This window comes from Quisquiliibacterium transsilvanicum, assembly GCF_014202215.1.
Taxonomy (GTDB): domain Bacteria; phylum Pseudomonadota; class Gammaproteobacteria; order Burkholderiales; family Burkholderiaceae_E; genus Quisquiliibacterium; species Quisquiliibacterium transsilvanicum.
The window spans coordinates 616,037-640,983 of sequence record NZ_JACHGB010000001.1; the positions used below are offsets into that span (position 1 = coordinate 616,037).

The 24,947-nt window shown below is 71.8% G+C and carries 18 protein-coding genes and 1 pseudogene; 5 read left to right on the forward strand and 14 right to left on the reverse strand.

From position 1 onward, the window contains the following. Positions 1 to 26: 26 nt before the first annotated feature. The 6 genes from HNQ70_RS02800 to ispD form a co-directional block, all read right to left on the reverse strand. Complete coding sequence (locus HNQ70_RS02800; protein WP_183964008.1) at positions 27 to 1,295, reverse strand: TolC family protein; 1,269 nt, start codon at positions 1,293 to 1,295, stop codon at positions 27 to 29. Then, complete coding sequence (locus tag HNQ70_RS02805; RefSeq protein ID WP_343060606.1) at positions 1,295 to 4,414, reverse strand: efflux RND transporter permease subunit; 3,120 nt, start codon at positions 4,412 to 4,414, stop codon at positions 1,295 to 1,297. The genes HNQ70_RS02800 and HNQ70_RS02805 overlap by 1 nt, the downstream gene beginning before the upstream one ends. After that, positions 4,411 to 5,553, reverse strand: a complete 1,143-nt coding sequence (locus tag HNQ70_RS02810; RefSeq protein ID WP_183964010.1) for an efflux RND transporter periplasmic adaptor subunit — start codon at positions 5,551 to 5,553, stop codon at positions 4,411 to 4,413. The genes HNQ70_RS02805 and HNQ70_RS02810 overlap by 4 nt, the downstream gene beginning before the upstream one ends. A 62-nt stretch (positions 5,554 to 5,615) precedes the next feature. Next, the gene (locus tag HNQ70_RS02815; protein WP_183964011.1) at positions 5,616 to 6,101 is read right to left on the reverse strand and encodes a hypothetical protein; all 486 of its coding nucleotides are present in this window, start codon (positions 6,099 to 6,101) and stop codon (positions 5,616 to 5,618) included. A 62-nt stretch (positions 6,102 to 6,163) separates the two neighbouring features. Beyond that, complete coding sequence (gene ispF, locus HNQ70_RS02820) at positions 6,164 to 6,655, reverse strand: 2-C-methyl-D-erythritol 2,4-cyclodiphosphate synthase (protein WP_183964013.1); 492 nt, start codon at positions 6,653 to 6,655, stop codon at positions 6,164 to 6,166. Continuing rightward, positions 6,652 to 7,407 carry a 2-C-methyl-D-erythritol 4-phosphate cytidylyltransferase gene (ispD, locus tag HNQ70_RS02825; RefSeq protein ID WP_183964015.1) on the reverse strand — a complete coding sequence of 252 codons (756 nt, stop codon included), beginning with the start codon at positions 7,405 to 7,407 and terminating at the stop codon, positions 6,652 to 6,654. Before ispD ends, ispF begins: the two co-directional genes overlap by 4 nt. A 77-nt stretch (positions 7,408 to 7,484) precedes the next feature. Between ispD and mfd the strand changes: the two genes are divergently transcribed. The 3 genes from mfd (at position 7,485) to HNQ70_RS02840 (ending at position 13,247) form a co-directional block, all read left to right on the forward strand. Beyond that, positions 7,485 to 11,078, forward strand: coding sequence for a transcription-repair coupling factor (gene mfd, locus HNQ70_RS02830; RefSeq protein ID WP_183964308.1), 3,594 nt, complete (start codon positions 7,485 to 7,487; stop codon positions 11,076 to 11,078). Then, the gene (serB, locus tag HNQ70_RS02835; protein WP_183964017.1) at positions 11,075 to 11,923 is read left to right on the forward strand and encodes a phosphoserine phosphatase SerB; all 849 of its coding nucleotides are present in this window, start codon (positions 11,075 to 11,077) and stop codon (positions 11,921 to 11,923) included. Before mfd ends, serB begins: the two co-directional genes overlap by 4 nt. Positions 11,924 to 12,011: 88 nt before the next feature. After that, on the forward strand, positions 12,012 to 13,247 hold the full coding sequence (locus HNQ70_RS02840; protein WP_183964019.1) for a YbfB/YjiJ family MFS transporter: 1,236 nt from the start codon (positions 12,012 to 12,014) through the stop codon (positions 13,245 to 13,247). 55 nt (positions 13,248 to 13,302) lie between these two features. Here HNQ70_RS02840 and HNQ70_RS02845 read toward each other — a convergent pair. The 5 genes and pseudogenes from HNQ70_RS02845 to HNQ70_RS02865 all read right to left on the reverse strand — a co-directional run bounded on the left by HNQ70_RS02845 (position 13,303) and on the right by HNQ70_RS02865 (position 19,162). Then, positions 13,303 to 14,578, reverse strand: a pseudogene (locus HNQ70_RS02845) (O-acetylhomoserine aminocarboxypropyltransferase/cysteine synthase family protein). Positions 14,579 to 14,680: 102 nt separating this feature from the next. Further along, positions 14,681 to 16,078 carry a 30S ribosomal protein S12 methylthiotransferase RimO gene (gene rimO / locus HNQ70_RS02850; protein WP_183964020.1) on the reverse strand — a complete coding sequence of 466 codons (1,398 nt, stop codon included), beginning with the start codon at positions 16,076 to 16,078 and terminating at the stop codon, positions 14,681 to 14,683. Between the two features lie 63 nt (positions 16,079 to 16,141). Then, positions 16,142 to 16,699, reverse strand: coding sequence for a polyhydroxyalkanoate synthesis repressor PhaR (phaR, locus tag HNQ70_RS02855; protein ID WP_183964022.1), 558 nt, complete (start codon positions 16,697 to 16,699; stop codon positions 16,142 to 16,144). Between the two features lie 91 nt (positions 16,700 to 16,790). Continuing rightward, positions 16,791 to 17,531 (reverse strand): acetoacetyl-CoA reductase, encoded by a 741-nt coding sequence (gene phbB, locus HNQ70_RS02860; RefSeq protein WP_183964024.1) that lies wholly within the window; start codon positions 17,529 to 17,531, stop codon positions 16,791 to 16,793. Between the two features lie 53 nt (positions 17,532 to 17,584). After that, positions 17,585 to 19,162: a PHA/PHB synthase family protein gene (locus tag HNQ70_RS02865; protein WP_246434560.1), complete on the reverse strand. Its 1,578-nt coding sequence runs from the start codon at positions 19,160 to 19,162 to the stop codon at positions 17,585 to 17,587. A 624-nt stretch (positions 19,163 to 19,786) separates the two neighbouring features. On the opposite strand from HNQ70_RS02865, the gene HNQ70_RS19880 reads away from it, so the two are divergent. After that, on the forward strand, positions 19,787 to 20,110 hold the full coding sequence (locus HNQ70_RS19880; protein WP_221302632.1) for a hypothetical protein: 324 nt from the start codon (positions 19,787 to 19,789) through the stop codon (positions 20,108 to 20,110). Here HNQ70_RS19880 and pgeF read toward each other — a convergent pair. Then, positions 20,090 to 20,896 carry a peptidoglycan editing factor PgeF gene (gene pgeF, locus HNQ70_RS02875; protein ID WP_183964028.1) on the reverse strand — a complete coding sequence of 269 codons (807 nt, stop codon included), beginning with the start codon at positions 20,894 to 20,896 and terminating at the stop codon, positions 20,090 to 20,092. The genes HNQ70_RS19880 and pgeF overlap by 21 nt on opposite strands. Further along, on the reverse strand, positions 20,865 to 21,827 hold the full coding sequence (locus tag HNQ70_RS02880; protein WP_183964030.1) for an RluA family pseudouridine synthase: 963 nt from the start codon (positions 21,825 to 21,827) through the stop codon (positions 20,865 to 20,867). The genes pgeF and HNQ70_RS02880 overlap by 32 nt, the downstream gene beginning before the upstream one ends. A gap of 167 nt (positions 21,828 to 21,994) precedes the next feature. Here HNQ70_RS02880 and HNQ70_RS02885 point away from each other — a divergent pair, with 167 nt between their 5' ends. Then, positions 21,995 to 22,804: an outer membrane protein assembly factor BamD gene (locus HNQ70_RS02885; RefSeq protein ID WP_183964032.1), complete on the forward strand. Its 810-nt coding sequence runs from the start codon at positions 21,995 to 21,997 to the stop codon at positions 22,802 to 22,804. Positions 22,805 to 22,825: 21 nt separating this feature from the next. On the opposite strand, the gene yoaA is transcribed toward HNQ70_RS02885, so the two are convergent. Further along, positions 22,826 to 24,946: a DNA repair helicase YoaA gene (gene yoaA / locus HNQ70_RS02890; RefSeq protein WP_183964034.1), complete on the reverse strand. Its 2,121-nt coding sequence runs from the start codon at positions 24,944 to 24,946 to the stop codon at positions 22,826 to 22,828. Between the last annotated feature and the right edge of the window lies 1 nt (position 24,947).

Genomic DNA, 24,947 nt, shown 5'->3' on the forward strand with positions numbered 1-24,947 from the left:
TCGCCGTCACTCGCCGTCACTCACGGTCAATCGCCGTCGAAGTCCCAGAGCAGATGCGCATCCAGGCGCAGCCGCGCCAGCGCCTCCAGCGCGTCGATCCGCGCGGTCTGTTCCGCCAGCGCTGCATCGAGCACCGTCCGGCGCGCGAGCAGAAGATCGGTCAGCGTGCCCTCGCCCAGCTCGAAGGCGCGCGCGGAAACGCGCGCCGCGGCCTCGGAGCGCTCGCGCGCGTCGGCCAGCGCGCGCCAGGCGCGCCCGCCGGCCTCGGCCGCCTCGTACGAGGACAGCGCGGCGGCCAGCACGCGGCGCTCGGTCGCCGCCGCGCGGGCCTCGCCCTCGTCGGCAAGCGCGAGCGCCTCGCGTTCCGCCGCCGCCCGCCCCCCGCCGGCCAGCGGGATGCTGACGAAAACGCCCAGGATCCGGTCGGCACGGGCGCGATCGGTGGAACCGCGCAGCCCGATCGACGGGTCCGGCGTGCGCTCGGCGCGCGCCCGGCCTGCCTGCGCGCGGCGAATCCCGGCCTCGGCCCTCTGCAGCGCGATCTCGTGGTTCACCGACATGATCCGCTCGACCCACCAGGGACGCTCGTGCTCCGCTGGCGTCGGGCGCGTGTCGGCGGAGTCGATGGCGGGCATGGCCACGCGGGTCAGCTGCGGGAAGTTGCGCTCGAGCGAGATGCGCGCCGCATCCACCCGGTGGCGGGCCAGCTGGAGCTGCCCGTCGGCCAGCGCCAGCGCCGCCTGCGCCTGCAGCTCCTCCAGGCGGGCGGCATCGCCGGCGCGGATGCGCCGGCCCACCACGTCCACGATCTCGGCCAGCACCTCGGCCTGGCGGGCCGCCTGGGCCGCGCCCGCGCGCTGGCGCAGCAGGTCGAACCAGCCTGCCAGCAGCAGACGGCTCGTCTCGTGGCGCGCGTCGAGCGCAGACATGCGGCCGCGCTCGGCGAGGCGGTCGCCGAGCGCGAAATCCGCTTCACGCTTGGCGGGCAGGCGCAGCGGGCGGGCGATCGCAACCGACCAGTCCACCTCCGGCGCGCCGTCCGCCCCAGGCGCGCGGCGCTGCCCGCCGGCCTCGAGCTGCGTTTCGTAAGGGCCGACCCGAAGCCGCTCTCCGGTGGCGCGGTCGCGCTCGAAGCCCGCGTCGGACGCGCGCACCAGCGGGTGCGTCAGCACCGCATCGCGCACCACCGCCTCCGGCGGCATCAGCGCGCCCTGCCACACTGCCTCACCCGCCGCCCATGCCGCCGCAGGCGCGGCGGCGAGGGCGATCGAGAACATCAGGTTCATGCGTTTCATCAGGTTCTCCCCAGGCGTCGCTGCGCGAGCCATCGCCACGCCACCGGCAGCACGACCAGCGTCACCGCGGTGGCGCTCACCAGCCCGCCGACCACCACCACGGCCAGCGGCCGTTGCACCTCGGAACCCGGACCGGTGGCCAGCAGCAGGGGCACCAGTCCCGACCCCGTGATCGTGGCGGTCATCAGCACCGGGCGCAGACGCTCGAGCGCGCCCGCGCTAGCTGCTTCGCGCGGCGGCGCCCCTTCGGCGAGCCGCCGGTCGAAGGTCTCGACCATCACCACGCCATTGAGCACCGCGATGCCCAGCAGCGCGATGAAGCCGACCGAGGCCGGCACCGACAGGTACTCGCCGAAGCCCAGCAGCGAGAAGACCGCGCCGGCCACCGCGAAGGGCACCAGCCCGACGATCAGCACTGCCGTGGCCACGCTGCCGAAGGACAGCCAGAGCACGAAGAGCACCAGCGCCACCACGGCCGGCACCACCAGCGCCAGGCGCGCCGAGGCACGCTGCTGGTTCTCGAACTGCCCGCCCCAGACCAGCCGGTAGCCTTCGGGCAGCTTCACCGCGGCATCGACGGCGACCCGGGCGTCCGCGACAAAGCCGACCAGATCGCGCCCGCGCACGTTGGACTGAACAGTGACGTAGCGCTGGCCGAACTCGCGGTCAATCTTCACCGGGCCCTCGCTGTGCAGGATGCGGGCAAGACCGGACAGCGGCGCCACGGTGTCCGGGTCGAACGCGAGCTGCAGGTCGGCGAGATTGCGCGGGTCCTCGCGCAGATGCCCCGGGCCGCGCAGCAGCACCGGCGTGCGCCGTCCGGCCTCGACCACCAGCCCCACCGGCTCGCCCTCCACTTCCATCCGCATCGTGCGCTGCAGCTGTTCGGCGGACACGCCCAGCCGGGCCGCGGCGAGGCGATCGACCACGACGCGCAGCGTCAGCACGCCCTCGTTCCTGAGCGCGAAGACGTCCTCGGCCCCGTCGACCCCGCGCAGCGCGGCGGCGATCGAGTCCGACAGGCGGCCCAGCGTCTCGAGGTCGGGGCCGAAGACCTTGACCGCGAGGTCGCCGCGTACGCCGCTGAGCATCTCCGACACCCGCATCTCGATCGGCTGCGTGAAGCTCGCCGCGATCCCGGGGAAGTCGGCCAGCACCTCGCGCAGCCGGTCGAGCACCCAGGCCTTGTCCGCCTGGCGCCATTGCTCACGCGGCACCAGCATCACGAAGCTGTCGGTCTGGTTCAGTCCCATCGGGTCCAGGCCCAGCTCGTCGCTGCCGGTGCGGGCCACCACGCCACGCACCTCCGGCACCCGCTCCATCAGCGCCCGCTGCACCTTCAGGTCCAGGTCGACCGACGCCTCCAGCGAGATCGACGGCAGCTTCTCCAACTGCACGATCACGTCACCCTCGTCCAGCGTGGGCACGAAGCTGCGCCCAAGCAGCGGCAGCGCGGCGATGGCGGCGAGCAGCAGCACCGCGGCGCCGCCCGCCACCCAGCGTGGTCGGGCGAACGCCCAATCGAGCACCCGCGCGTACGCCGGCAGCAGCCGCTCCATCAGCCAGGCGCGGCCGCTCGGCGCCCGCGCGAAGGCCAGGCTGGCCATCACCGGCACGGCAGTCAGCGACAGCACCAGCGAGGCGGCCAGCGCGAACACGATCGCCAGCGCCACCGGCGAGAACATCTTGCCCTCGTAGCCCTCGAGCGTGAGCAGCGGCACGAAGACCAGCGCGATGATCCCCACGCCGGTGGCCACCGGCCGTGCCACCTCGCCCACCGCCTCGCCGATGGTCTCGATCGTCGGCCGTCCGGCAGGCGCGGCCTGCAGGCGCGACACCGCGTGCTCGACCACCACCACCGCGCCATCGACCAGCATGCCGATGGCGATCGCCAGGCCGCCCAGGCTCATCAGGTTCGCCGACATTCCCGCCCAGCGCATGGCGACGAAAGCGGCCAGCGCCGCCAGCGGCAGTGTGGCCGCCACCACCAGCGCGGCGCGCACGTTGCCCAGGAACGCGAACAGCAGCACGACCACCAGCACCGCGGCCTCGAGCAGCGCGCGGGTGACCGTGGAGACCGCGCGGTCGACGAGGTCGCCGCGATCGTAGAAGGGCACCAGCCGCGTGCCGGCCGGCAGCGCCGCCTCGATCTCCGCGAGCCGCGCGCGCACCCGCCCGACGATCGCGCGCGCATCCGCGCCGCGCAGCGACAGCACCAGGCCCTGGACCGTTTCGCCCTTGCCGTCGTGGCTCACCGCGCCGTAGCGGGTGAGGCTGCCGATGCGCAGGTCGGCGACGTCCCCCACGCGCACCGGAACGCCGCCCCGGGTGGCGATGCCGATCGCGGCCAGGTCGTCCAGCCCCAGCACGCCCGCCTCGACGCGCACCTGCATCGTCTCGCTGCCCTCGCGGACCCGGCCGGCGCCGTCGTTGCGGGAATTGGCGCGCAAGGCGTCGGCCAGCTCGACGAGGCTCACGCCGCGCGCGTTCATGTCCATCGGCCGCGGGCTGACCTCGAAGCTGCGCACCTCGCCGCCCAGCGAGTTGACCTCGGCCACGCCTTCGATCGTGCGCAGTCTGGGCCGCACCACCCAGTCGAGCAGGCTGCGCCGCTCGGCCAGCGACAGCGCGGGGTTCTCCACGGTGAACATGAAGACTTCGCCGAGCGGAGTGGTCGCGGGCGCCAGCCCCCCTGACACGCCCTCGGGAAGGTCTGGCAGCACGCGTGCCAGGCGCTCGGCCACCTGGTTGCGCGCCCAGTAGACGTCGGTGCCGTCGGCGAAATCCACCGTGACATCGGTCAGCGCGTACTTGGCCACCGAGCGCAGCATCCGCTGACCGGGGATGCCCAGCAGCTCCTGCTCGATGGGCACGGTGATCCGCGACTCCACCTCCTCGGGCGTCATCCCGGGCGCCTTGAGCACCACCTTGACCTGCGGCACCGACACGTCGGGAAATGCGTCGACCGGCAGCTGCCGCCAGGCGGAGATGCCCGCCCAGGCAAGCAGCAGCATCGCCAGCACCACGATCGGGCGCCGGCGCAGGCTGGCCCGGGACATCCGCGCCAGCAGGCCGGTGTCGGCTTCGGCCTGCCCCTGGGGGGCTGGCGCGCCGCTCACGGCCGGCTCCCCGGCGCGGTTTCGCCGGCCGGCGCGCCCAGACCCGTCACTGCGCCCTTGAGCGCCGCGACGTTGCCGGCCGCGACGCGCGCCTTCGCGTCAAGCGGCCCGCGCACCACCTGGCTCTCGCCCTCGCCCGCCTGCAGCTCGATCTCGACCGGCACCAGACTGCCGCCGCGCTCGACCAGGACCCAGTGAGCCTCGCCCAGGCGGAACACCGCGCTGCGCGGGACCCGCCAGCCGCTGCGGCCGGTGTCGAGCCGCACCTCGACGGACTGCCCCAGCAGCCAGGGCATCGCGCCGGCCGCCAGCCGGGCGCGCACGTCGACGGTCTGAGCCATCGACACGGCGCCCGGCGCGGGGCCCAGGGTGCCGATCTGGCGGCCGGAGGTGTCGCGCACCGGGCTGCCGGCGCGCAGCCGCAGCGCCTCGGCCGCCGGCAGGCGGATCTCGAGTGCAAGCCGGTCGGTGCGGACCACCCGCGCCACCGCGGCGCCGGCCTCGAGCCGCTGGCCGGCGGCCACCGGCAGTTCTGCCACGACCCCGGACACCGGCGCACGCAGCGTGAGTTCCATCGGCATTGCGGCGCCGGCCGGCAGCGCCCCCAGCGCCCGCTCGTCCAGGCCGAACAGCCGCAGGTGCGCGCGCTCCGCGTCCAGGTCCGCCCGCGTCTGCTCGGCCTCGGCATCCGCCTGGCGGGCCCGTGCGGGGGCCACCACGCCCTCGTCGACCAGCGCGCGCTGGCGAACCGCTTCGCGCTGCGCCAGCAGCGAGCGCGAACGGGCCTTGCGCCAGTCGGCGATGGCCTGCGCCACCTCCGGGCTCTGGACGATGGCAAGCGGCTGTCCCGCAGACACGCGCTGGTTCGCCTCGACCTTCAGTGCGGCGAGCAGGCCGGTGACGGGAGTGGCGATCCACTGTGCCTCGGACGGCGGGGCGACCACCGTGGCGGGCCAGGTCCGCGAGCCGGCCTCGGCGGGCTCAGGCGTCGCCCATTCGACACCGAGGGCCTTGCGCTGCGCGTCGGTGAGGCGGATCGGCCGCGGCGCATCGTCGGCGGCAGTGACCCGGGAGGGCGTGGAGGAAAGCGCGAGCATGGCCGCGGTCAGCGCGGCCGCCGCGAGGCGTCTGGAGGACATCGGTGCCCCTGATTCTGGTCGTGGCGTGGGAACGCGCCGCGACCCTTGCGGGCACGCGACGCTCAGCAGCGGACGGGGACGGCCGGCGGCGCAGCGGCCGGATAGGCGAGGACCGCGAACGGCCGCTGCGCGGGCCGGGCCTCGGCCAGCATGGGCAAGGGCTCGTGCGAGCGCTGCGTCGCAGGCGGTGCGCGCACCGGCAGCAGCGCCGCATCGACGAAGACCGGCTTCGGCTGGTCGCGCCGCCATTCCACCGGCATCTCGAAGGCCGGCGACTCGCCGGCCGAGTCGATCGCAGGGCGCTGCGCAAGCGCAAGCTCATGGAACGCCGGCGCAGCCGCTGCGGAGTCGCGCTGCCCGCCTGTAGCCGCATGCTGCCCGGCCCTGAGCGCATGCTGCCCGGTCGTTTCCGCGAACTGCCCGGCGGCCGATGGCAGGTGCATATGCAGGCCGCCCGCCGCGCTCGCCGACGCGTGCGTATGCAGGTAGGGCGCCAGCAGCTGCAGCAGGACGAGCAGCGCCAGCAGGCCATGACGAAAGCAGATCATTTCGGAACGATTGTCTCACCTGCGGCGCCTCGCGCGAACGGCCGCCGTCGCGCCGCCCACGATCAGGCGGCCGGACTCGCCCACAAAAGCGCCACCGCCTGCGCCTCGATGCCTTCCATGCGCCCGACGAAACCCAGGCGCTCGCTGGTCTTGGCCTTCACGTTGACCCGGTCGGCGGTGACGTCCAGCGCCGCCGCGATGCGCGCGACCATCGCCGGGATGTGGGGCGCCATCTTCGGCGCCTGCGCGACGATGGTCGCGTCCACGTTGCCGACCTCGAAGCCGGCAGCCCGCACCCGCGCGCGCGCCTCGCGCAGCAGCGCGATGCTGTCGGCGCCCCGGAAGCGCTCGTCGGTGTCGGGGAAGTGCCGGCCGATGTCGCCCAGCCCCGCAGCGCCGAGGATGGCATCGGTGATCGCATGCAGCAGCACGTCGGCGTCGGAATGTCCGAGCAGGCCCGCCGTATGCGGGATGTCCACGCCGCCGATCACCAGCCGGCGCCCCGGCGCGAGCGCATGCACGTCGTAGCCCTGCCCCACCCTGATCCCGATCATCCCGCCTCCTCGTCCGCCGGCCGCGCGTCGCCGAGCAGCGCCGCCATCATGTCCAGGTCGTCGCGCGTAGTCACCTTGAAATTGCGGCGCTCGCCCGCCACCAGCAGCACCGGCTCGCGCTGTGCCTCCATCGCGGCCGCCTCGTCGGTGACTTCGGGGTGCCGCTCCAGCGCAGCGCGCAGCGGCCCGAAGCGGAACATCTGCGGCGTCTGCGCCAGCCACAGCCCCTCGCGCGGAACGGTCGCCGCCACTTCTCCGCCCGCGCCGGCCCGCTTGACGGTGTCGGCCACCGGCAGCGCCAGCAGCCCGCCGGCCGGATGCCCGTCGAGCCGATCGCGCAGCCTGGCCAGCGCCGAGTCGCTCAGGCCCGGCCGGGCAGCATCGTGGACCAGCACCCAGTCGTGCCCGCCGCAGCCCGGGTCACGATCGAGCGCGAGCAGCCCGGCCAGCACCGAGTCGCGGCGCGTCGCGCCACCCACCGCCACCACCCTGAGCCGCTCGCGCGCCCCGCCGGCCAGCGCCGCGCAGGCCCGGGCGGCGCGCTCGTCCCCGGGGGCGACCACCACCAGCACCTGCTCGATCCAGGCGGCGCGCAGCAGCGGACGCAGCGACCACGCAAGCAGGCTCGTGCCCGCGATCTCCAGGTACTGCTTGGGCACGTCGGCGCCGAGGCGCGCACCGACGCCGGCCGCCGGGACCACTGCGAAGAAGCGGGGCCGCGGGCCGTCCGGATGGGAAGTGGAAGGGCTCATCGGCTAAAATTCTAGCCTTTGCCGCCTGGCAGCCCGCATTGACCTCCGCAGTCGCCCCACCGGTCCGCCCCGCCCCGCTGGCTGAAGTCCTCGCCCGGAACATCAAGACCCCGAAACCCGGCGCGGTCCACACGCTGCCGCGCGCCACCGGATCCTCCGATGCCCTGCTGATCGCGCACCTGGCGCGCGCCGGGCTGCCGGCGCCGACGGCGCCCGCCGGAGCGCCGCCGGATCCTGCCCAGCAGCCCGCCCGTGCGCTGGCCGTCATCGCCGCCAGCGCACCCGACGCGCAGCGCCTGGCCGACGAGATCGCCTTCTTCGCGCCCGGCCTCACCGCCCGGCTGCTGCCCGACTGGGAGACGCTGCCCTACGACAACTTCTCGCCGCACCAGGACCTGATCTCCGAGCGGCTGGACACCCTGTTCCTGCTGCAGCAGGGCCGCTGCGACGTGGTCGTCGCCACCGCCACCACCGCGCTGCACCGGCTCGCTCCGCCGTCCTTCCTGGCCTCGCACACCTTCTTCTTCGACAAGGGGCAGCGGCTCGACGAGGCGGCGCTGCGCACCCAGCTCGCAGTGGCCGGCTACGACCACGTCACCCAGGTGGTGCGCCCCGGCGAGTACAGCGTGCGCGGCGGCCTGATCGACCTCTATCCGATGGGCGCAACGCTGCCCTACCGGCTGGATATGTTCGGTGACGAGATCGATTCGATCCGCACCTTCGACCCGGACAGCCAGCGCAGCCTCTTCCCGATCGACCGGGTGCGCCTGCTGCCCGGACGCGAGTTCCCGCTCGACGAGCAGGCGCGCGCGGCCTTCCGCGGCCGCTGGCGAGAGCGCTTCGAGGGCGATCCGTCCAAGGCCGGCGTCTACCGCGACGTCGGCAACGGGATCGCCAGCGCCGGCATCGAGTACTGGCTGCCGCTGTTCTTCGAAGCCACCGCCACCGTCTTCGACTATCTCCCCGCAGGCTCGCTGGTGCTCACCCATGGCGACGTCGACGGCGCGGCGCGCCGCTTCGGCGAGGAGGCCGTCCAGCGCCACCGCTTCCTGGCGCATGACCGCGAGCGGCCTCTGCTGCGCCCCGACGAGCTCTTCCTCGACTCGGAGCGCTTCTTCGTCGAGGCCGCCCGCTTCGGGCGCTGGTCGATGGCCTCGCCGCTGGCGGCCGAGGCCCTGGCGGCCGATACGCTGGCAGTTGAAACGCGGGTGGCCGAGGCGCAGGCCGCCACCCCCGCTCCCGCAGCCAGCGAGCCTGCCGCCGGGCGCACGCGCCTGGGCCAGTTCCTGCCATCGCTGGCGGTGAACCGCCGGGCCGAGCAGCCGCTGGCCCTCCTCGAGCAGTGGCTTGCGCAGCCTCCGCTGCGCAAGCTGATCCTGGCGGAGTCGGCGGGCCGGCGCGAGACGCTGGTCCAGCTCTTCGAGGAGCACCGGCTGCTCGACGGCGGCGCGGGCCAGCTCCCGCAGGTCGACGACTGGGCGGGCTTCGTCGACGGCGGACACGAGATCGCGATCGGCATCGGGCCGCTGCACGAGGGCTTCGCGCTGCCGGAAGCAGGCATCGCGGTGGCGACCGAGGCGGAGCTCTTCGCCGGCGTTGCCCGGCGCGGCGCGCGCGGCCGGCGCGAGGCGCAGACCAACGTCGACGCGATCATCCGCGATCTCTCCGAGCTCAAGGTGGGCGACCCCGTGGTCCACGCGCAGCACGGCATCGGCCGCTACGAGGGCCTGGTCACGATGGACCTCGGCGACGGGCCCACCGAGTTCCTGCACCTGATCTACGCGAACAAGGCCACGCTCTACGTGCCGGTCTCGCAGCTGCACGTGATCGGCCGCTACAGCGGCGCCAGCCCCGACGAGGCGCCGCTGCACACGCTGGGTTCGGGCCAGTGGGAGAAGGCGCGTCGGCGCGCCGCCCAGCAGGCGCGCGACACCGCCGCCGAGCTGCTCAACATCTACGCGCGCCGCGCGGCGCGGCAGGGACACGGCTTCCAGTTCAAGACCCACGACTACGAGGCCTTCGCCGAAGGCTTCGGCTTCGAGGAGACCCCCGACCAGCTCGCGGCGATCCATGCGGTGGTCCAGGACATGGTGTCCGGCCGCCCGATGGACCGGCTGGTGTGCGGCGACGTCGGCTTCGGCAAGACCGAGGTCGCACTGCGCGCGGCCTTCGTCGCGATCGCCGACGGCCAGCAGGTGGCGGTCCTCGCGCCCACCACGCTGCTGGCCGAGCAGCACTTCCAGACCTTCAGCGACCGCTTCGGCGGCTGGCCGGTGCGGCTGGCCGAGCTGTCGCGCTTCCGCTCCGGCAAGGAGGTGAAGGCGGCGATCGAGGGCATCAACGCAGGCCAGATCGACATCGTCATCGGCACCCACAAGCTGCTGTCGGGCGACGTCAAGTTCCCGCGGCTGGGTCTGGTCATCATCGACGAGGAGCACCGCTTCGGAGTGCGCCAGAAGGAGGCGCTCAAGAGCCTGCGTGCCGAGGTCGACGTGCTCACGCTCACTGCCACGCCGATCCCGCGCACGCTGGCGATGAGCCTGGAGTCGATCCGCGACTTCTCGGTGATCGCCACCGCGCCGCAGCGCCGGCTGGCGATCAAGACCTTCGTGCGCAAGGAGAGCGACGGCACGATCCGCGAGGCGCTGCTGCGCGAGCTCAAGCGCGGCGGCCAGTGCTACTTCCTGCACAACGAGGTCGACACCATCGGCAACCGCCGCCAGATGCTCGAGAAGCTGGTGCCCGAGGCGCGCATCGGCGTGGCGCACGGCCAGATGCCCGAGCGCGAGCTGGAGCGGGTGATGCGCGACTTCCACCAGCAGCGCTACAACGTGCTGCTGTGCACGACCATCATCGAAACCGGCATCGACGTGCCCAGCGCCAACACCATCGTGATGCACCGCGCCGACCGCTTCGGTCTGGCGCAGCTGCACCAGCTGCGCGGCCGGGTCGGCCGCTCGCACCACCAGGCCTACGCCTACCTGCTCATCCCCGACGAGGGCGCGATCACCAAGGACGCGACCAAGCGGCTGGAGGCCATCCAGTCGATGGAGGAGCTCGGCTCCGGCTTCTACCTGGCGATGCACGACCTCGAGATCCGCGGTGCGGGCGAGGTGCTCGGCGACTCGCAATCCGGCGACATGCAGGAAGTGGGCTTCGCGCTCTACAACGAGATGCTCAACGAGGCGGTGCGCGCGCTGAAGGCGGGCCACGAGCCGGACCTCTCCGCGCCGCTGGCCGCGACCACCGAGATCAACCTGCACATGCCGGCGCTGCTGCCGACCGACTACTGCGCCGACGTGCACGAGCGCCTCACGCTCTACAAGCGGCTGGCCAACTGCGACACCGTCGACGCGCTGGACACGATGCAGGAGGAACTCGTCGACCGCTTCGGCAAGCTGCCCGAAGCCGCCCGCGCACTGGTGGATACGCACCGGCTGCGCATCCTGTCGAAGCCGCTGGGCATTTCGCGCATCGACGCTTCCGGCGAGGCGATCGCGATCCAGTTCGTGCCCAAGCCGCCGATCGAGCCCGAGAAGATCATCCGCTTCATCCAGAGCCGGCGCGACGCCAGGCTCGCCGGCCCGGACCGCCTGCGCCTCACCGTGAACTCCACCGACCTCGCCTCGCGCATGCAGCGCATCCGCGAGGTGTTCAAGGCCCTCTCATGAATCTCGTCGTCCAGCACCCAGAACTCTCCGACGCCACCGTGCAGGCCCTCGGCGCGCAGCTTGCCGCGCCGGCCGCGCGCCGCGCCGACGGCTTCGCCCGCTGGAGCGGGGTCGGACTCGACCGCGAGGCGGTGCGCGCGCTCGGCGAGGCCCATGGTGTCGACGCCGGGCTGGTGCCGGCCGGTCAGCGCCTGGCGGACTTCCGCCTGATGGCCTTCGACATGGATTCGACGCTGATCACCATCGAGTGCATCGACGAGATCGCCGACTTCATCGGCAGGAAGCCCGAGGTGGCCGCGATCACCGAGGCAGCGATGCGCGGCGAGATCAAGGACTTCAAGGAGAGCCTGCGGCGCCGCGTGGCGCTGCTGGAGGGGCTGGAGGAGTCGGCGCTGCAGCGGGTCTACGACGAACGCCTGGAGCTGACGCCCGGCGCGCCGGCGCTGCTCGACGCCGCCAGGTCGGCGGGGCTGAAACTGCTGCTGGTTTCCGGCGGCTTCACCTTCTTCACCGACCGCCTGCGCGATCGCCTCGGGCTCGACTTCGCCCGCTCGAACACGCTGGAGGTGGTGGACGGCCGGCTCACCGGACGCGTGCTCGGCGAGATCGTCGACGCCGCGGGCAAGCGTGAGGCGGTGCTCGAGGCCTGCCGCGCGATCGGCTGCAGCCCCGCGCAGGCCGTGGTGCTGGGCGACGGCGCCAACGACCTCGAGATGATGGGCGTGGCCGGCGTGTCGGTGGCCTACCGGGCCAAGCCCGTGGTGCGCGCGCAGACCACGTACGCGCTCAACCACTGCGGGCTCGACGCGGTGGTGCGGCTGTTCTCGGACGCGCCGGGGTGGTGAGCCCGACGCGCACCCGGTCGCGGGCGCGCGGACCGGCGATTGCCGGGCGACCCGCCAGCACGGCCGCCGTCCTGCGTCCCCTGGGTCGATGACCCGCCCGGTCGCCCTCGCCCTGGCCGGCGGCTGCGCGCTGGCCGCCGGCATGGGCATCGGCCGCTTCGCCTACACGCCGCTGCTGCCGGCGATGCAGCGCGAACTGGAGCTCAGCCTCGCGGCCGCAGGCTACGTCGCGTCGGCCAATTTCCTCGGCTACCTGCTGGGCGCGCTGCTGGCGATTCGCGTGGCGCGCGAGCATCGCAGCTTCTGGTTCCTCTGCGCGCTGGCCGCCAGCGTGGCCACCACCATCGCCATGGCGCCGGCCGAATCCCCATGGGCGCTCGGTTCGATCCGGATCCTGGCGGGCGCCGCCTCCGCCTACATCATGATCCACGGCTCGGCGATCGCGCTCGATGCGCTGGCGCGCGCCGGCAAGCCGATGCTGTTCAGCCTGCTCGCCGCTGGCGTCGGCATCGGCATCACGATCACCGCGCTGATGGTGGAAGCGATGTCGCGCGCGGACGCGAGCGCCGCCACGATGTGGCTGGCGCTCGGCGGGCTGGCCGCACTGCTCGCCCTTCCCGCCACCCTGCTGCGCGACCCGCCGCTGCAGCACCCGCGGCCGGTCGCAGCGGCAGCGCCAGCGGACGCGGCCGCCGCGGCCGCTGCAGCCCCTGCGGCCGCCGCGACCCCCGGAATGGCGGGCCTGCCGGCGCCCAACGAGCGTCGCGCACTCGCCTGGCTCACCACCGCCTACGGACTGCTCGGCTTCGGCTACGTGATCACCGCCACCTTCATCGTGGTGATCGTGCGCGGCACCCCTGAATGGCGCGCCTGGGAGATGGCGGTCTGGATGTGCGTGGGCCTGGCCGGCGCGCCTTCCAACTACGTCTGGATGAAGATCGCACAGCGGATCGACCCCTACCGCGCGATGATCGCAGCCTTCCTGCTCGAAGCCATCGGCGTGATGGCCGCAGTGGCCGGCGGCAGCCTGCCGATGGTGATGCTGGGCGCAGTGCTGCTGGGCGGCACCTTCATGGCGATCACCGCCGTCGGCCTGAGCACCGGCCGCCTGCTCGCCCGCGGCGAGAGCGGCCCCACCCTGGGCCGCATGACCGCCGCCTTCGGCCTCGGCCAGATCGTGGGCCCCGGCCTGGGCGGCTGGCTCGCCGAACGCACCGGGAGCTTCCTCGCCCCGTCGATGCTCGCCTCCGCCACCCTGGTGGCCTGCGCCCTGATGGTCGCCAAGGCCCGCAGCGAAGCCCGCGCCGGCACGGCCTCCGCATGACAGCGCCCGCGGGCCCGTTCCACTCGACCCACCGAGCGGAGCGGAGCAGACCAGATCAGCCCGCAGCCTTCGCCAGCGCCTGATCGACGTCCGCCAGGATGTCGTCCACGTGCTCGATCCCGATCGACAGGCGCACCAGCTCCGGCGTCACCCCCGCCTTCGCAAGCTCATCGGGCGACAGCTGCCGGTGCGTCGTGCTCCCAGGATGCGTCGCAAGCGAACGCGTATCGCCGATGTTGACCAGTCGCAGCACCAGCTGCAGCGCGTCCAGGAAGCGCTCGCCGCCGGCGCGACCGGCCTTTACCCCGAAGGAGAGCACGCCCGAGGCACCCTTGGGCAGGTAGCGCTGCGCAAGCTCGCGCTGCGGGCTCGAGGCCAGGCCCGGATAGACCACCCAGCTCACCGCCGGATGCTTCTCCAGGTGCTGCGCCACCGCCAGCGCGTTGGCCGAGATCCGGTCCATGCGCAGCGGCAGCGTCTCCAGCCCCTGCAGGATCAGGAAGGCGTTGAACGGCGACAGCGCGGCCCCGGTGTTGCGCAGCGGCACGACGCGCGCGCGCGATGTATGCGGCTGCACCCAGCGCCTCGACGTAGTTGACGCCGTGGTAGGAGGGATCCGGCTCGTTCAGGCGGCGGAACCTGGCCTTGTGCTCGCCCCACGGGAACTTGCCCGAGTCGACGATCAGCCCACCGATCGAGTTGCCGTGGCCGCCGATGTACTTGGTCAGCGAGTGCACGACGATGTCGGCGCCGTGCTCGATCGGACGCAGCAGGTAGGGCGACGGCACCGTGTTGTCGACGATCAGCGGCACTCCGTGCGCATGCGCGACCTTCGCGATCGCGGCGATGTCGGCCACCGACGCCGACGGATTGCCGACGCTTTCCACGAACACCGCCTTGGTGCGCTCGTCGATCAGCGCAGCGAACGAGGCCGGGTCGTCGCCGTTGGCGAAGCGGGTGGTGATGCCGAACTGCGGCAGGGTATGGGCGAACAGGTTGTAGGTGCCGCCGTAGAGCCGCGTGGCCGAGACGATGTTGTCGCCGGCCTCCGCGATGGTCTGGATCGCGTAGGTGATCGCCGACTGCCCTGAGGCCAGCGCCAGGCCGCCAATGCCGCCCTCCATCGCCGCGACGCGCTTCTCGAGCACGTCGGTGGTCGGGTTCATGATCCGCGTGTAGATGTTGCCGGCCACCTTCAGGTCGAAGAGGTCGGCGCCGTGCTGCGCGGAATCGAACGCGTAGGAAGTGGTCTGGTAGATGGGCACGGCCACGGACTTGGTGGTCGGCTCGGGCGTGTAGCCCGCGTGCACCGCGAGGGTTTCCAGCTTCATCGGGAGCTCCTGGGGAATGAGCCCGCAAGGATGACATGCAGAGGCGGCCGCGCAAGCATTGCCGGGCCGGTTCTTTGCTTATTGCGCAGGCCCCGCCAGGGCTCAGCCCGCCATCCGCCCGCTCAGGTCGTGCGCATCGCTCGCAGTAATTTCGACGTCGACGAACTGTCCGGCGCCGAGCTTGCCGCTGCCGGTGAAGCGCACCACGCCGTCGATCTCCGGCGCATCCATCGCGGTACGCCCGACGGCGACGACGCCATCGTCGGTCTGCTCGAAGCCGTCGACCAGCACGCGCATCGTCCGCCCCACAAACCGCTCCAGGCGCCGGGTGCTGATCCGCGCCTGGACCTCCATGAAGCGCGCGCGGCGCTCTTCGCGCACCTCGTCAGGCACGGCACCGGGCAGCGCATTGGCGGCGGCGCCCTCCACCGGCGAATACGCAAAGCAGCCGACCCGGTCGAGCTGGGCTTCCTCGAGGAAGTCCAGCAGGTACTGGAACTCCTCCTCGGTCTCGCCGGGAAAGCCGGCGATGAAGGTGCTGCGGATGGTCAGGTCGGGGCAGATGTCGCGCCAAGCGCGGATGCGCTCGATGTTGCGCTCGCCGGAGGCCGGGCGCTTCATCAGCTTCAGGATGCGCGGATGCGCATGCTGGAAGGGAACGTCCAGGTAGGGCAGCACCTTGCCCTCGGCCATCAGCGGCAGCACCTCGTCGACATGCGGATAGGGGTAGACGTAGTGCAGCCGAACCCAGGCGCCGAGCTGCGAGAGCTCCTGCACCAGCTCGGTCATCCGCGTGCGCACCGGGCGGCCGCGCACCGTGCCCTCCGCGTACCGGAGATCGACGCCATAGGCGCTGGTGTCCTGCGAGATCACCAGCAGCTCGCGCACGCCGACCTTCACCAGCGCCTCGGCCTCGCGGACCACTTCGCCGATCGGCCGGCTCACCAGGTCGCCGCGCATCGCCGGGATGATGCAGAAGCTGCAACGGTGGTTGCAGCCCTCGGAAATCTTCAGGTAGGCGTAGTGCCTGGGAGTGAGCTTGACGCCGGCCTCGGGCACCAGCGAAGTGAAGGGATCGTGCGGCCTGGGCAGGTGCCTGTGCACGTGCTCCATGACCTCCGCGGCCGCGTGGGGACCGGTGACCGCGAGCACTTTCGGATGCACCTGCTCGATCAGGTTGCCGCCGCCAGCAGCGCTGCGCGCACCAAGACAGCCGGTGACGATCACCTTGCCATTCTCGGCCAGTGCCTCGCCGATCGCATCCAGCGACTCGGCGACCGCCTCGTCGATGAATCCGCAGGTGTTGACGACGACGAGGTCGGAGTTCTCGTAGGTGCCGGAAACCTCGTAGCCCTCGGCGCGCAGTTGCGTGAGGATGCGCTCGGAGTCGACCAGCGCCTTCGGGCAGCCGAGGGAGACAAACCCCACCGTCGGCGGCCGCTGGGGAGCGGCCTTCGGCTTGCGGGGACGGGACGGGCGGGGGGTTTCGGCTTGGCTCATGGCGCGGCGGATTCTAGCAGCCGGGCCCGAAACCTGCCCGCCGCCGTGGGCCGACCGGCCCGACTACTTGCGGCGCTCGTCGTCGGCGCCCGGCGCCGGGAACGGGAATGACTGGAACACTGTGCGGGCCTGCTGCTGCATCTGGTCCTGCATCTGCACGAACAGATTCTTGCTCTGCTCGATGTAGTTCCCCATCATCGTCTGGATCATGGGGGTCTGCACCGCCATGAACTGCGCCCACAACTCGGGGCTGGGCAGGCCCTTGTTGTCGTAGAAGGCCTTGGACTGGTCCTGCATCCGGTCCTGGATCTCGACGAAGGCCTGCATGGTCTTCTCGAGGTAGGAGCCCATCATCCCCTGCATGGCGTGGCCGTAGAAGCGGATGATCTGCGACAGCATCGGCGAGGTGAACAGCGGCGCGCCGCCGGCCTCTTCTTCCAGGATGATCTGCAGCAGGATGCTGCGGGTGAGGTCGTCGCCGGATTTCGCGTCGAGAACCTGGAACTCCTCGCTCTCGAGCACCAACTGCTTGACGTCGGCCAGCGTGATGTAGGCGCTGGTCCGCGTGTCGTAGAGCCGGCGGTTGGGGTACTTCTTGATCAGCCGGATGTTGCTCGCCATCTGCGGGTGCTCCAGGAATAGGGGAAAAGAACGCATCGCACTGCCGGGCAGGCGCGGCGGGCGCCTCGCGCCCGCGCGGCTGCTCCAACCCCTAGCCCATGTGCAGGCCGCCGTTGCAGGAGAAGTCCGCGCCGGTCGTGAAACCGGCGTCTTCGGTGGTGAGCCAGCCGACAATGGAGCCGATCTCCTCGGCCTTGCCCAGGCGCTTGACCGGGATGGTCTGGATGATCTTCTCGCGCACGTCCTCGCGCACCGCCATCACCATGTCGGTACCGATGTAACCCGGAGACACCGTGTTCACGGTCACGGCCTTGTTCGCCACTTCCTGCGCGAGCGCCATCGTGAACCCGTGCATGCCGGCCTTGGCCGCCGAGTAGTTGGTCTGCCCGAACTGGCCCTTCTCGCCGTTGACCGACGAGATGTTGATGATCCGGCCCCAGCCCTGGTCGAGCATCCCGTCGATGACCTGCTTGGTGACGTTGAAGAGCGAGTTCAGGTTGGTGCTGATGACGGCATTCCAGTCGTCGAGGCTCATTCGGCGGAAGGTGCCGTCGCGAGTGATGCCGGCGTTGTTGACCAGGATGTCGACCGTGCCATGCTCGGCCTTCACCTTGTCGAATGCCTGCCTGGTGGACTCCCAGTCGGCGACGTTGCCCACCGAAGCGATGAAGTTGTAGCCGTCCGCCTTCTGCTCGCCCAGCCACTTGTCGAAGTCGCGCGTCGGGCCGCATCCGGCGATCACGGTGTAGCCCATGTCATGGAATCTCCGGCAGATCGCGGTACCGATCCCGCCCATTCCGCCCGTCACGTATGCAACTTTTTTCTTTGACATGCTTGTCTCCATTGAAGTTCTTGTACCCCCCAGCGGGGCTTGGTCGCGCGCCCTCAGGGCGCCTTGGTCTTCACGTAACTGCCGGGGGCAGGCTCGATCGGCGGGTGATCGGGCGAGCCCACGGCCCTGGGCGCCGGCTTCAGCGGACCCTGATAGGCCCCCAGCCAGCGGGTCCATTCGTTCCACCAGCTGCCGGGCTTCTCCTCTGCCTGCGCAAGCCAGTCATCCGGTTCGAGCTGGGGCGAGGGTCCGAGCCAGTAGCTGCGCTTGTTCTTGCTGGCGGGATTGATGGCCCCCGCGATGTGGCCGCTGGCGCCGAGCACGAAGCGCACGTTGCCGGCCAGAAGGCGCGCACCGCCGTAGGCCGCAACCCAGGGCACGATGTGGTCCTCGCGCGCGCCGAACACGAAGCTTGGCAGCTCGATGCGCCGCAGATCGATGGGCTCGCCCGCGCAGACCAGCCGGTCCGGGATGCGCAGCTCGTTCTGCAGGTACATGTGGCGCAGGAACCAGCAGAACATCGGCCCCGGCAGGTTGGTGCTGTCGGAGTTCCAGTAGAGCAGATCGAAGGCGGGCGGCTGCTCGCCCTTCAGGTAGTTGTTGACGTAATAGTTCCAGACCAGGTCGTTGGGCCGCAGGAACGAGAAGGTGGTGGCGAGCTCGCTGCCGGGGAGGATGCCGCCTGCCGCGATGGCCTTTTCCTTCATTGCAACCGCGGACTCGTCGACGAACACTCCCAGCACGCCAGGCTCGGCGAAATCGAGCAGCGTGGTCATCAGTGTCATCGAGGCGACCGGCCTCTCGCCGCGGCGCGCGAGCGCCGCCAGCGCGGTGGCGAGGATGGTGCCGCCGACGCAGAAACCCAGCGTGTTGATCGAATCGGCGCCGGTGATCTCGCGGACCACGCGGATCGCCTCGAAGATGCCGGACTCGATGTAGTCGTCCCAGCCGAGCTGCCCCTGCTCGGGACCGACGTTGCGCCAGGACAGCATGAAGACGGTGTGCCCGTTCGAGATCGCGTGAGCGACCAGCGAGTTGTCGGGCTGCAGGTCCATGATGTAGAACTTGTTGACGCTGGGCGGCACCATCAGCAGCGGACGGGTGCCGACGGTGGGCGTGGTGGGCTCGTACTGGATCAGCTGGATCAGTTCGTTCTGGAAGACCACCGAGCCCGGAGTGGTGGCCACGTTGCGGCCGACCTCGAAGGCGTTCTCGTCGGTCTGCGAAATGCGCCCCTTCCCGATGTCCCCGAGCAGGTTCTGCAGTCCGGCCTTGAGGCTCTCGCCGCGGGTTTCGACGAGCTTGCGCTGCGCCTCCGGGTTGGTCGCCAGGAAGTTGGCCGGCGACAACATGTCGACCCACTGCTGGACGGCGAAACGAACGCGGTCGCGGCCGCGCGCATCGCCCTCCATGGCCTCGGCCAGCTTGCGCATGAAATCGGCATTGAGAAGGTACAGCGCCGCGGTCCAGGCGAAGGGATTGTTCTCGCGCCAGCTCTCGTGGGAGAAGCGCTTGTCGGCAAGGCGCGGGGCAGCCTGGCCGCCGGCAGTCTGCAGCAGTTCCTGCCAGCGCTCGACGTATTCCTGCTGCAGTGCCGCGAGCCGCTCCGGCGGGATGGCAAGCTTGGGCATCTGGCCCAGCAGACTGCCGAACGCGGCCGAAGCGCCGTCGCCGAAAGGGGTCGAGCCCGCTGCGCCCGAGCCTCTTGCGCCCGAGCCTCTTGCGCCGGAGCCTCCTGCGTGCGGGCGTTCCGCACTGGCGCGGGCTGCGCCCGCCTTCGCTGCCGGGGCATCCGCGGCGCCGGCCCTGGCTGCACCAGCGCCTTGCGCGCTGCCCCTGGCGCCGACCGGATCGGCACCGACCTGTGCGGACCCGCGCCCGGCACGCGGAGCCGCGGCCGACTGCCTGCGCGCCGCAGGCTGCGCTGCGCCGGCCTTCGCGTGCGGCACCGCTTTCGCGCCCGCCTTGCCGCGCGCCTTCGCCGCGGGCTTGGCGTCCGGTGCCGCCACACGCTTGCTGTCGTCCGCCCGCGCCGCAGCCGTCTGGCCTGCCGCCGGGCTCCGGGGCGGTTTCCTGCCGTTCGCCGTTGCCATCCCTGTCCCCTACACTTCTGCCTGCGAATCGATGGAGCCAACAGCTCGAGCCGCCGGATCTTGTGAATTCATTGTGCCCCGCAGACCGGATTTGTCAAATCCGCGAATGCCCTCGAAACCCGGCTGTAACACTCAAGAATTCAGCACACCTGGAACCCGCACGTGTACATCGTCGCAATCGCCTGGATCTACGTCACGCTGATGGTGTCCGTCATGCAGCCGACGGTGTTCCGCGGTGTGGTCACCTTCCTCGCAACCGGGCTCGGCCCGCTCGCGCTGCTGCTCTGGCTGGTCGGGACGCCTGCGCGCCGGCGCCGTCAGGCACTGCAGGAACCGGCGGCCGCCGATGCGCCCGCAGCCGCAGCGCACGAGGAGCCCGAGGAGCCCGAGGAGCCCGAGGAGCCCGAGGAGCCCGAGGATGCGCCGCCGGCGCAGCCCGACGATGCGCCGCGCCGGCCCCGGGACTCAGCCAAGCCAGGCGACTGAGGCCATGCGCCCGGTGACGCGGTCGCGGCGATAGGAATAGAAGCGCCCGGAGTCGCACGCGGTGCATGCGCCGCCGCCATGCACCGACTGCACGCCGCAGCCAGCCAGCCAAATGCGCGCAAGCGCGTAGAGGTCCGCCTGCCACTTGCCCGGCCTGGCGCCCGCAGCGAACGCTTGCGCCGCGGCCGCGTCCTGCGCGACGAAGACCTGGCGCACCTCGTCGCCCACCTCGAAGCAGCAGGGCCCGATCGCCGGCCCGAGCCACGCGATCCAGCGGCGATCCCCGCTGCGGCGCGCGAGCGCCTCGACGGTACGCTCCAGCACCCCGTGCGCGAGCCCGCGCCAGCCCGCATGCGCGACGCCGGCCACGCTGCCGCTCACGTTGCACAGCAGGACCGGCAGGCAGTCTGCGGTCAGCACCGCCAGCACCGTGCCGGGCCGCGCGGTCACGGCGGCGTCCGCCTGCGGCACGCGCTGCGCGCCAGGCGCCGGCGCATCCGCATCGAGCACCGTCGTGCCATGCACCTGGTCGAGCCAGCGCGGCTCCCCGGGCAGCCGCTGCCGCAGGAGCGCACGATTGCGGGCCACGTCACCCGGGTCGTCGCCGCAGTGCCCGCCAAGGTTCCAGCCGCCGGGAAGTCCGCCCGCCCGGCCCCAGCCGTCGCGGCTGACGCCGCCGCTGCGCAGCGTGACGAAGCCGTGCACGCCGGGCGGCGCCGGCCAGTCGGGCAGCAGCAGATGGGCGGGCGCCGGATCAGCCGGCCGCGATGCGTTGGTCGAGCTCATTGCAGAGGATCCCGAAATCGATGCCTGCCAGCGCGGCAAGCGCGCGCATGTCGTCCGGCGGAACGCTGGTCCAGCGCACCCGCCCGCGGCCGGCCGGATGATCCAGCCCCAGCCGCCAGGCGTGCAGCGCCTGCCGCCCGATGCCGATCGCCGGCCCGCCGTAGACCGCGTCGCCAAGCAGCGGATGACCGAGATGGCGCAGGTGTACCCGGATCTGATGGGTGCGGCCGGTCTCGAGCCGGCACTCGACCAGCGACGCCTGCTGCCCCTCGACCTGGAAGCTGCCGATCCGCTGCACGTGGGTGCGGGCAGGCCGCCCTGCGGGCGGTTCGACCACGGCCATCCTGACGCGGGTCTGCGGGTCCCTGCCGATCGGCGCATCGACCTGGGCCTGCGCTGCGGGCACGCCCTTGACGAAGGCGAAGTAGCGCCGCGACATCGAGCGGTCCGCGAGCTGGGCGGAGAAAGAGGCCAGCGCGAGCTCCGATTTCGCGACCACCAGCAGTCCGCTGGTGTCCTTGTCGAGCCGATGGACGATTCCCGCCCGCGGCAGCGCGGCGAGGGCTGGCCGATGATGCAGCAAGCCATTGAGCAGCGTGCCGCGCCAGTTCCCTGCGGCCGGGTGCATCACGAGACCGGCGGGCTTGTCGATCACCAGCAGGTGCTCGTCCTCGTCGACGAAGGTCAGCGGCACCGGATCAGGCTCGAAGGCGCGGTCCGCCTCGCGCGGCAGCGGCTGCACCAGCAGGCGCTCATGCCCGAGCAGGCGGGTCTTGGCAGTGAGCGCACGCTCCTCGCACCAGACGGCGCCCAGTGCGATCCATTGCTGGATCCTGGTACGCGAGACCCCGGGGAAGACCGCCGGGAGCACCCGCGCCAGGTGGCGGTCGACCCGCTCGCCCGCGCCGTCGCGCGCCGCGAAAGCGTGCACGGGCAGATCCTCGCCTCCCCCGGCTTCGGGCTCGGGCGCGTCAGCGGTCCGCCAGTCATCGGCGGACCCTTCGATATAATCGGTCGGTTTCAAGAACGGCTCTCGATGGCCGGTCCGCGGCCGCTGGCGGCGGCGGTCGTCGACGGGGGCGACAGGCGGTGCATGCGATGAAGAGTGGGTCGTGGTTCTGGAGGATGATCGCCGCGGCGATCGCGGCGCTGGTGGTGGCGGGGTGCAGCACGGCCGAGCCGCCGGATCCCACGCTGGGCTGGACGCCGGAAAGATTATATGAAGACGCCCGCGACGACATGGAGGGCGGGCGCTGGGACGCTGCGATCAAGACGCTCGAGAAGGTCGAGGCGCGCTATCCCTTCGGCCGCTGGGCCCAGCAGGCGCAGATCGACACCGCCTACTCGCACTACCGCCAGGGCGACCGCGCGCTGGCGCTGGCGGCCACCGACCGCTTCCTCAAGCTCCACCCCGACCACGCATCGCTCGACTACGTCTACTACCTGCGCGGGCTGATCAACTTCAACGAGCAGCAGGGCTGGATCGCGCGGCTGGGCGGCCAGGACCTCTCCGAGCGCGACCTGAAGGCTGCGCGCGATGCCTTCGACGCGTTCAAGGAAGTGGTCACCCGCTTCCCGACCAGCCGCTACGCGGCGGACTCGGAAGCTCGGATGAAGTACCTGGTCAACGCCATGGCCAGCGGCGAAGTCCATGTCGCGCGCTACTACTTCGAGCGCGGCGCATACGTGGCGGCGGCCAACCGCGCCCAGGCCGCGGTGCGCAGCTACCCGCAGGCTCCCGCGATCGAGGAAGCCCTCTACATCCTGATGACCTCGCAGGACAAGCTCGGGCTTGCCGATCTGCGCGACGACACGCGCCGCATCATGCAGCGCAACTTCCCGAACAGCGCCTGGCTGACCGGCAAGGGACCTGGAAGCGACAAGCGCTGGTGGCAGATCTGGCGCTGAGCGCCGGACCCTGCGGAAGCCTCAACCGGGAACGACCGTCGGCGCCTCAGCCAGGTCGATCCCCTCGATGAAGCCGAGCACCTCGTCTGGCGCGCGCGTGCGCCTGAACGGCGGGAGACTGCGCAGCAGCGTCCTCCCGTAGGACTTCTCCGCAAGCCGCGCGTCGCAGACCACCAGCACGCCCCGGTCCTCCTCCGAGCGGATCAGCCGTCCCGCCCCCTGCTTCAGCGCCATCGCCGCCGCGGGCAGCTGCAGCGTCCGGAACGGATCGGCGCCCGCACGGCGTGCAGCGTCGATCCGCGCGCGCAGCACAGGATCGTCCGGGGGCGCGAACGGGAGCTTGTCGATGATCACCAGGGACAGCTGGCGGCCGGGGACGTCCACCCCCTCCCAGAAGCTCGCGCTGCCGATCAGCACCGGCGCTCGTGCGACGCGGAAGCGATCGAGCAGCTCGGCGCGCGATGCGCGGCCCTGCACCAGGAGTTCGAGCGCACTGCCGTCGGACGACTGCGCTGTGTCCAGCAGCCCGGCGAGCTGGTCCACCATGCGCAGCGTGGTGCACAGCACGAAGGCGCGTCCGCCGTTGGCGGCCAGCAGCGGACGGATCGCCGACGCCACGCGGGCTGCGAAGTCCGCACCGGCGGGCAGCCCGATCCCCTGGGGGACGTACAGCAGTGCCTGGTTCGCGTAGTCGAAGGGACTCTCCCACACCAGCTGCCGCGCCTCTTCCAGCCCCATGGCCGAGACGAAGTGGCCGAACGCGCCGCCCACCGCCAGCGTCGCCGACAGGAAGACCCAGGCCCGCGGCCGAGCGGACAGATGCCTGCGGAACACCGGCGCCACCGACAGCGGCGTGGCGTGCAGCGTCACGCTGGCGCCATGGACCTCGACCCAGGTCACCGTGGGGCCCTCGATCGTGCCCCCGGCGGCGGCGGGCTGCCCATCGACGGCCGGGGCGTCCGGGACTGGGTCGGGACTCGCAGCGCCGGCAGTTGCGGCCTCAGCGTTCGCGGCGTTCGCGGCGTCGGCAGTCACGGCGCCGGCCGCCGCATCGAGCCAGGCCTGCAGCTGCGAGCACAGTTCGGTGGCGCGCAGCGCGCAGCGCTGGACCTCCTTGCCGCGTTCCGCGGCCCGCTCCAGCGCAGCACCCGCGGCAGCGATCGCGCGCGAACAGCCGTCGATCGCCTGGACGAAGGGCGCGTGGCCGAGCGCTTCCCGCCCTTCCATCCGGCCGACCGTGCCCGCGTGCAGCCGCAGTTCGCGCAGCGCCTGCTCGATGCCGCGCGACAGGGCAGTCCAGTCGGCGCCGTCACGCGCCTCCGCGAGCCCGGCGCGCAGCAGGTCGCGCGCGAAGTCCAGGATCCGCCGGGTCGACACCGACATGCCGAAGAAGGCGGTGGCCACGGCGGGCAGCTGGTGGGCCTCGTCGAAGATCAGCGCGTCGGCAGTCGGCAGCAGGTCGGCCACGCCCTCGTCGCGCAGCGCGAGGTCGGCGCAAAACAGATGATGGTTGACCACGACCACCTCGGCGCGCTGCGCCGCCTGGCGCGCCTTGAAAACGAAGCAGCGCGCCAGCTCGGGGCAATCCTGGCCCAGGCAGTTCTCGCGGGTCGAAGTGGCCATCGTCCAGGCCGGCGCCTCCTCGGCAACCCCGGGGAAGTCCGATCGATCGCCGGACTGGCTGACCACCGCGAAACGCTGGATCCGGTGCAGATCGGCGATGTCCTCGCGGCGCGCGAAGCGGCCCTCGGAGAGGTTGCGCTGCAGGTGATGCCAGCAGACGTAGTTCGCGCGCCCCTTGAGCAGCGCAGTGTCGACGCGCACGTCGAGCAGGCGGGCAAGCTCCGGCAGGTCGCGATGGAAGAGCTGGTCCTGCAGGTTGCGGGTGCCGGTGGAGATCAGCACCCTGGCGCCCGACAGCAGCGCGGGCACCAGGTAGGAGAAGGTCTTGCCGGTGCCGGTGCCAGCCTCGGCCACCAGCGCGGAACGCGCGTCGATCGCCTGCGCCACCGCATCGGCGAGGCCCAGCTGCCCGTCGCGCACCACGTAGCCCGCGTGCTCGCGGGCAAGCGGGCCCTGCGCGCCCAGCGCGTTGGCGACTGCGCCGGCGAGACCGTCGGCCGCGTCTGGAATTCCGCTCAAG

Coding starts and splice junctions, on each gene's coding strand:
- HNQ70_RS02800 (WP_183964008.1), bottom strand. CDS start 1,295: ATGAAACGCATGAACCTGATGTTCTCGATCGCCCTCGCCGCCGCGCCT.
- HNQ70_RS02810 (WP_183964010.1), bottom strand. CDS start 5,553: ATGTCCTCCAGACGCCTCGCGGCGGCCGCGCTGACCGCGGCCATGCTC.
- HNQ70_RS02815 (WP_183964011.1), bottom strand. CDS start 6,101: ATGATCTGCTTTCGTCATGGCCTGCTGGCGCTGCTCGTCCTGCTGCAG.
- ispF (WP_183964013.1), bottom strand. CDS start 6,655: ATGATCGGGATCAGGGTGGGGCAGGGCTACGACGTGCATGCGCTCGCG.
- ispD (WP_183964015.1), bottom strand. CDS start 7,407: ATGAGCCCTTCCACTTCCCATCCGGACGGCCCGCGGCCCCGCTTCTTC.
- serB (WP_183964017.1), top strand. CDS start 11,075: ATGAATCTCGTCGTCCAGCACCCAGAACTCTCCGACGCCACCGTGCAG.
- HNQ70_RS02840 (WP_183964019.1), top strand. CDS start 12,012: ATGACCCGCCCGGTCGCCCTCGCCCTGGCCGGCGGCTGCGCGCTGGCC.
- rimO (WP_183964020.1), bottom strand. CDS start 16,078: ATGAGCCAAGCCGAAACCCCCCGCCCGTCCCGTCCCCGCAAGCCGAAG.
- phaR (WP_183964022.1), bottom strand. CDS start 16,699: ATGGCGAGCAACATCCGGCTGATCAAGAAGTACCCCAACCGCCGGCTC.
- phbB (WP_183964024.1), bottom strand. CDS start 17,531: ATGTCAAAGAAAAAAGTTGCATACGTGACGGGCGGAATGGGCGGGATC.
- HNQ70_RS02865 (WP_246434560.1), bottom strand. CDS start 19,162: ATGCCCAAGCTTGCCATCCCGCCGGAGCGGCTCGCGGCACTGCAGCAG.
- pgeF (WP_183964028.1), bottom strand. CDS start 20,896: ATGAGCTCGACCAACGCATCGCGGCCGGCTGATCCGGCGCCCGCCCAT.
- HNQ70_RS02885 (WP_183964032.1), top strand. CDS start 21,995: ATGAAGAGTGGGTCGTGGTTCTGGAGGATGATCGCCGCGGCGATCGCG.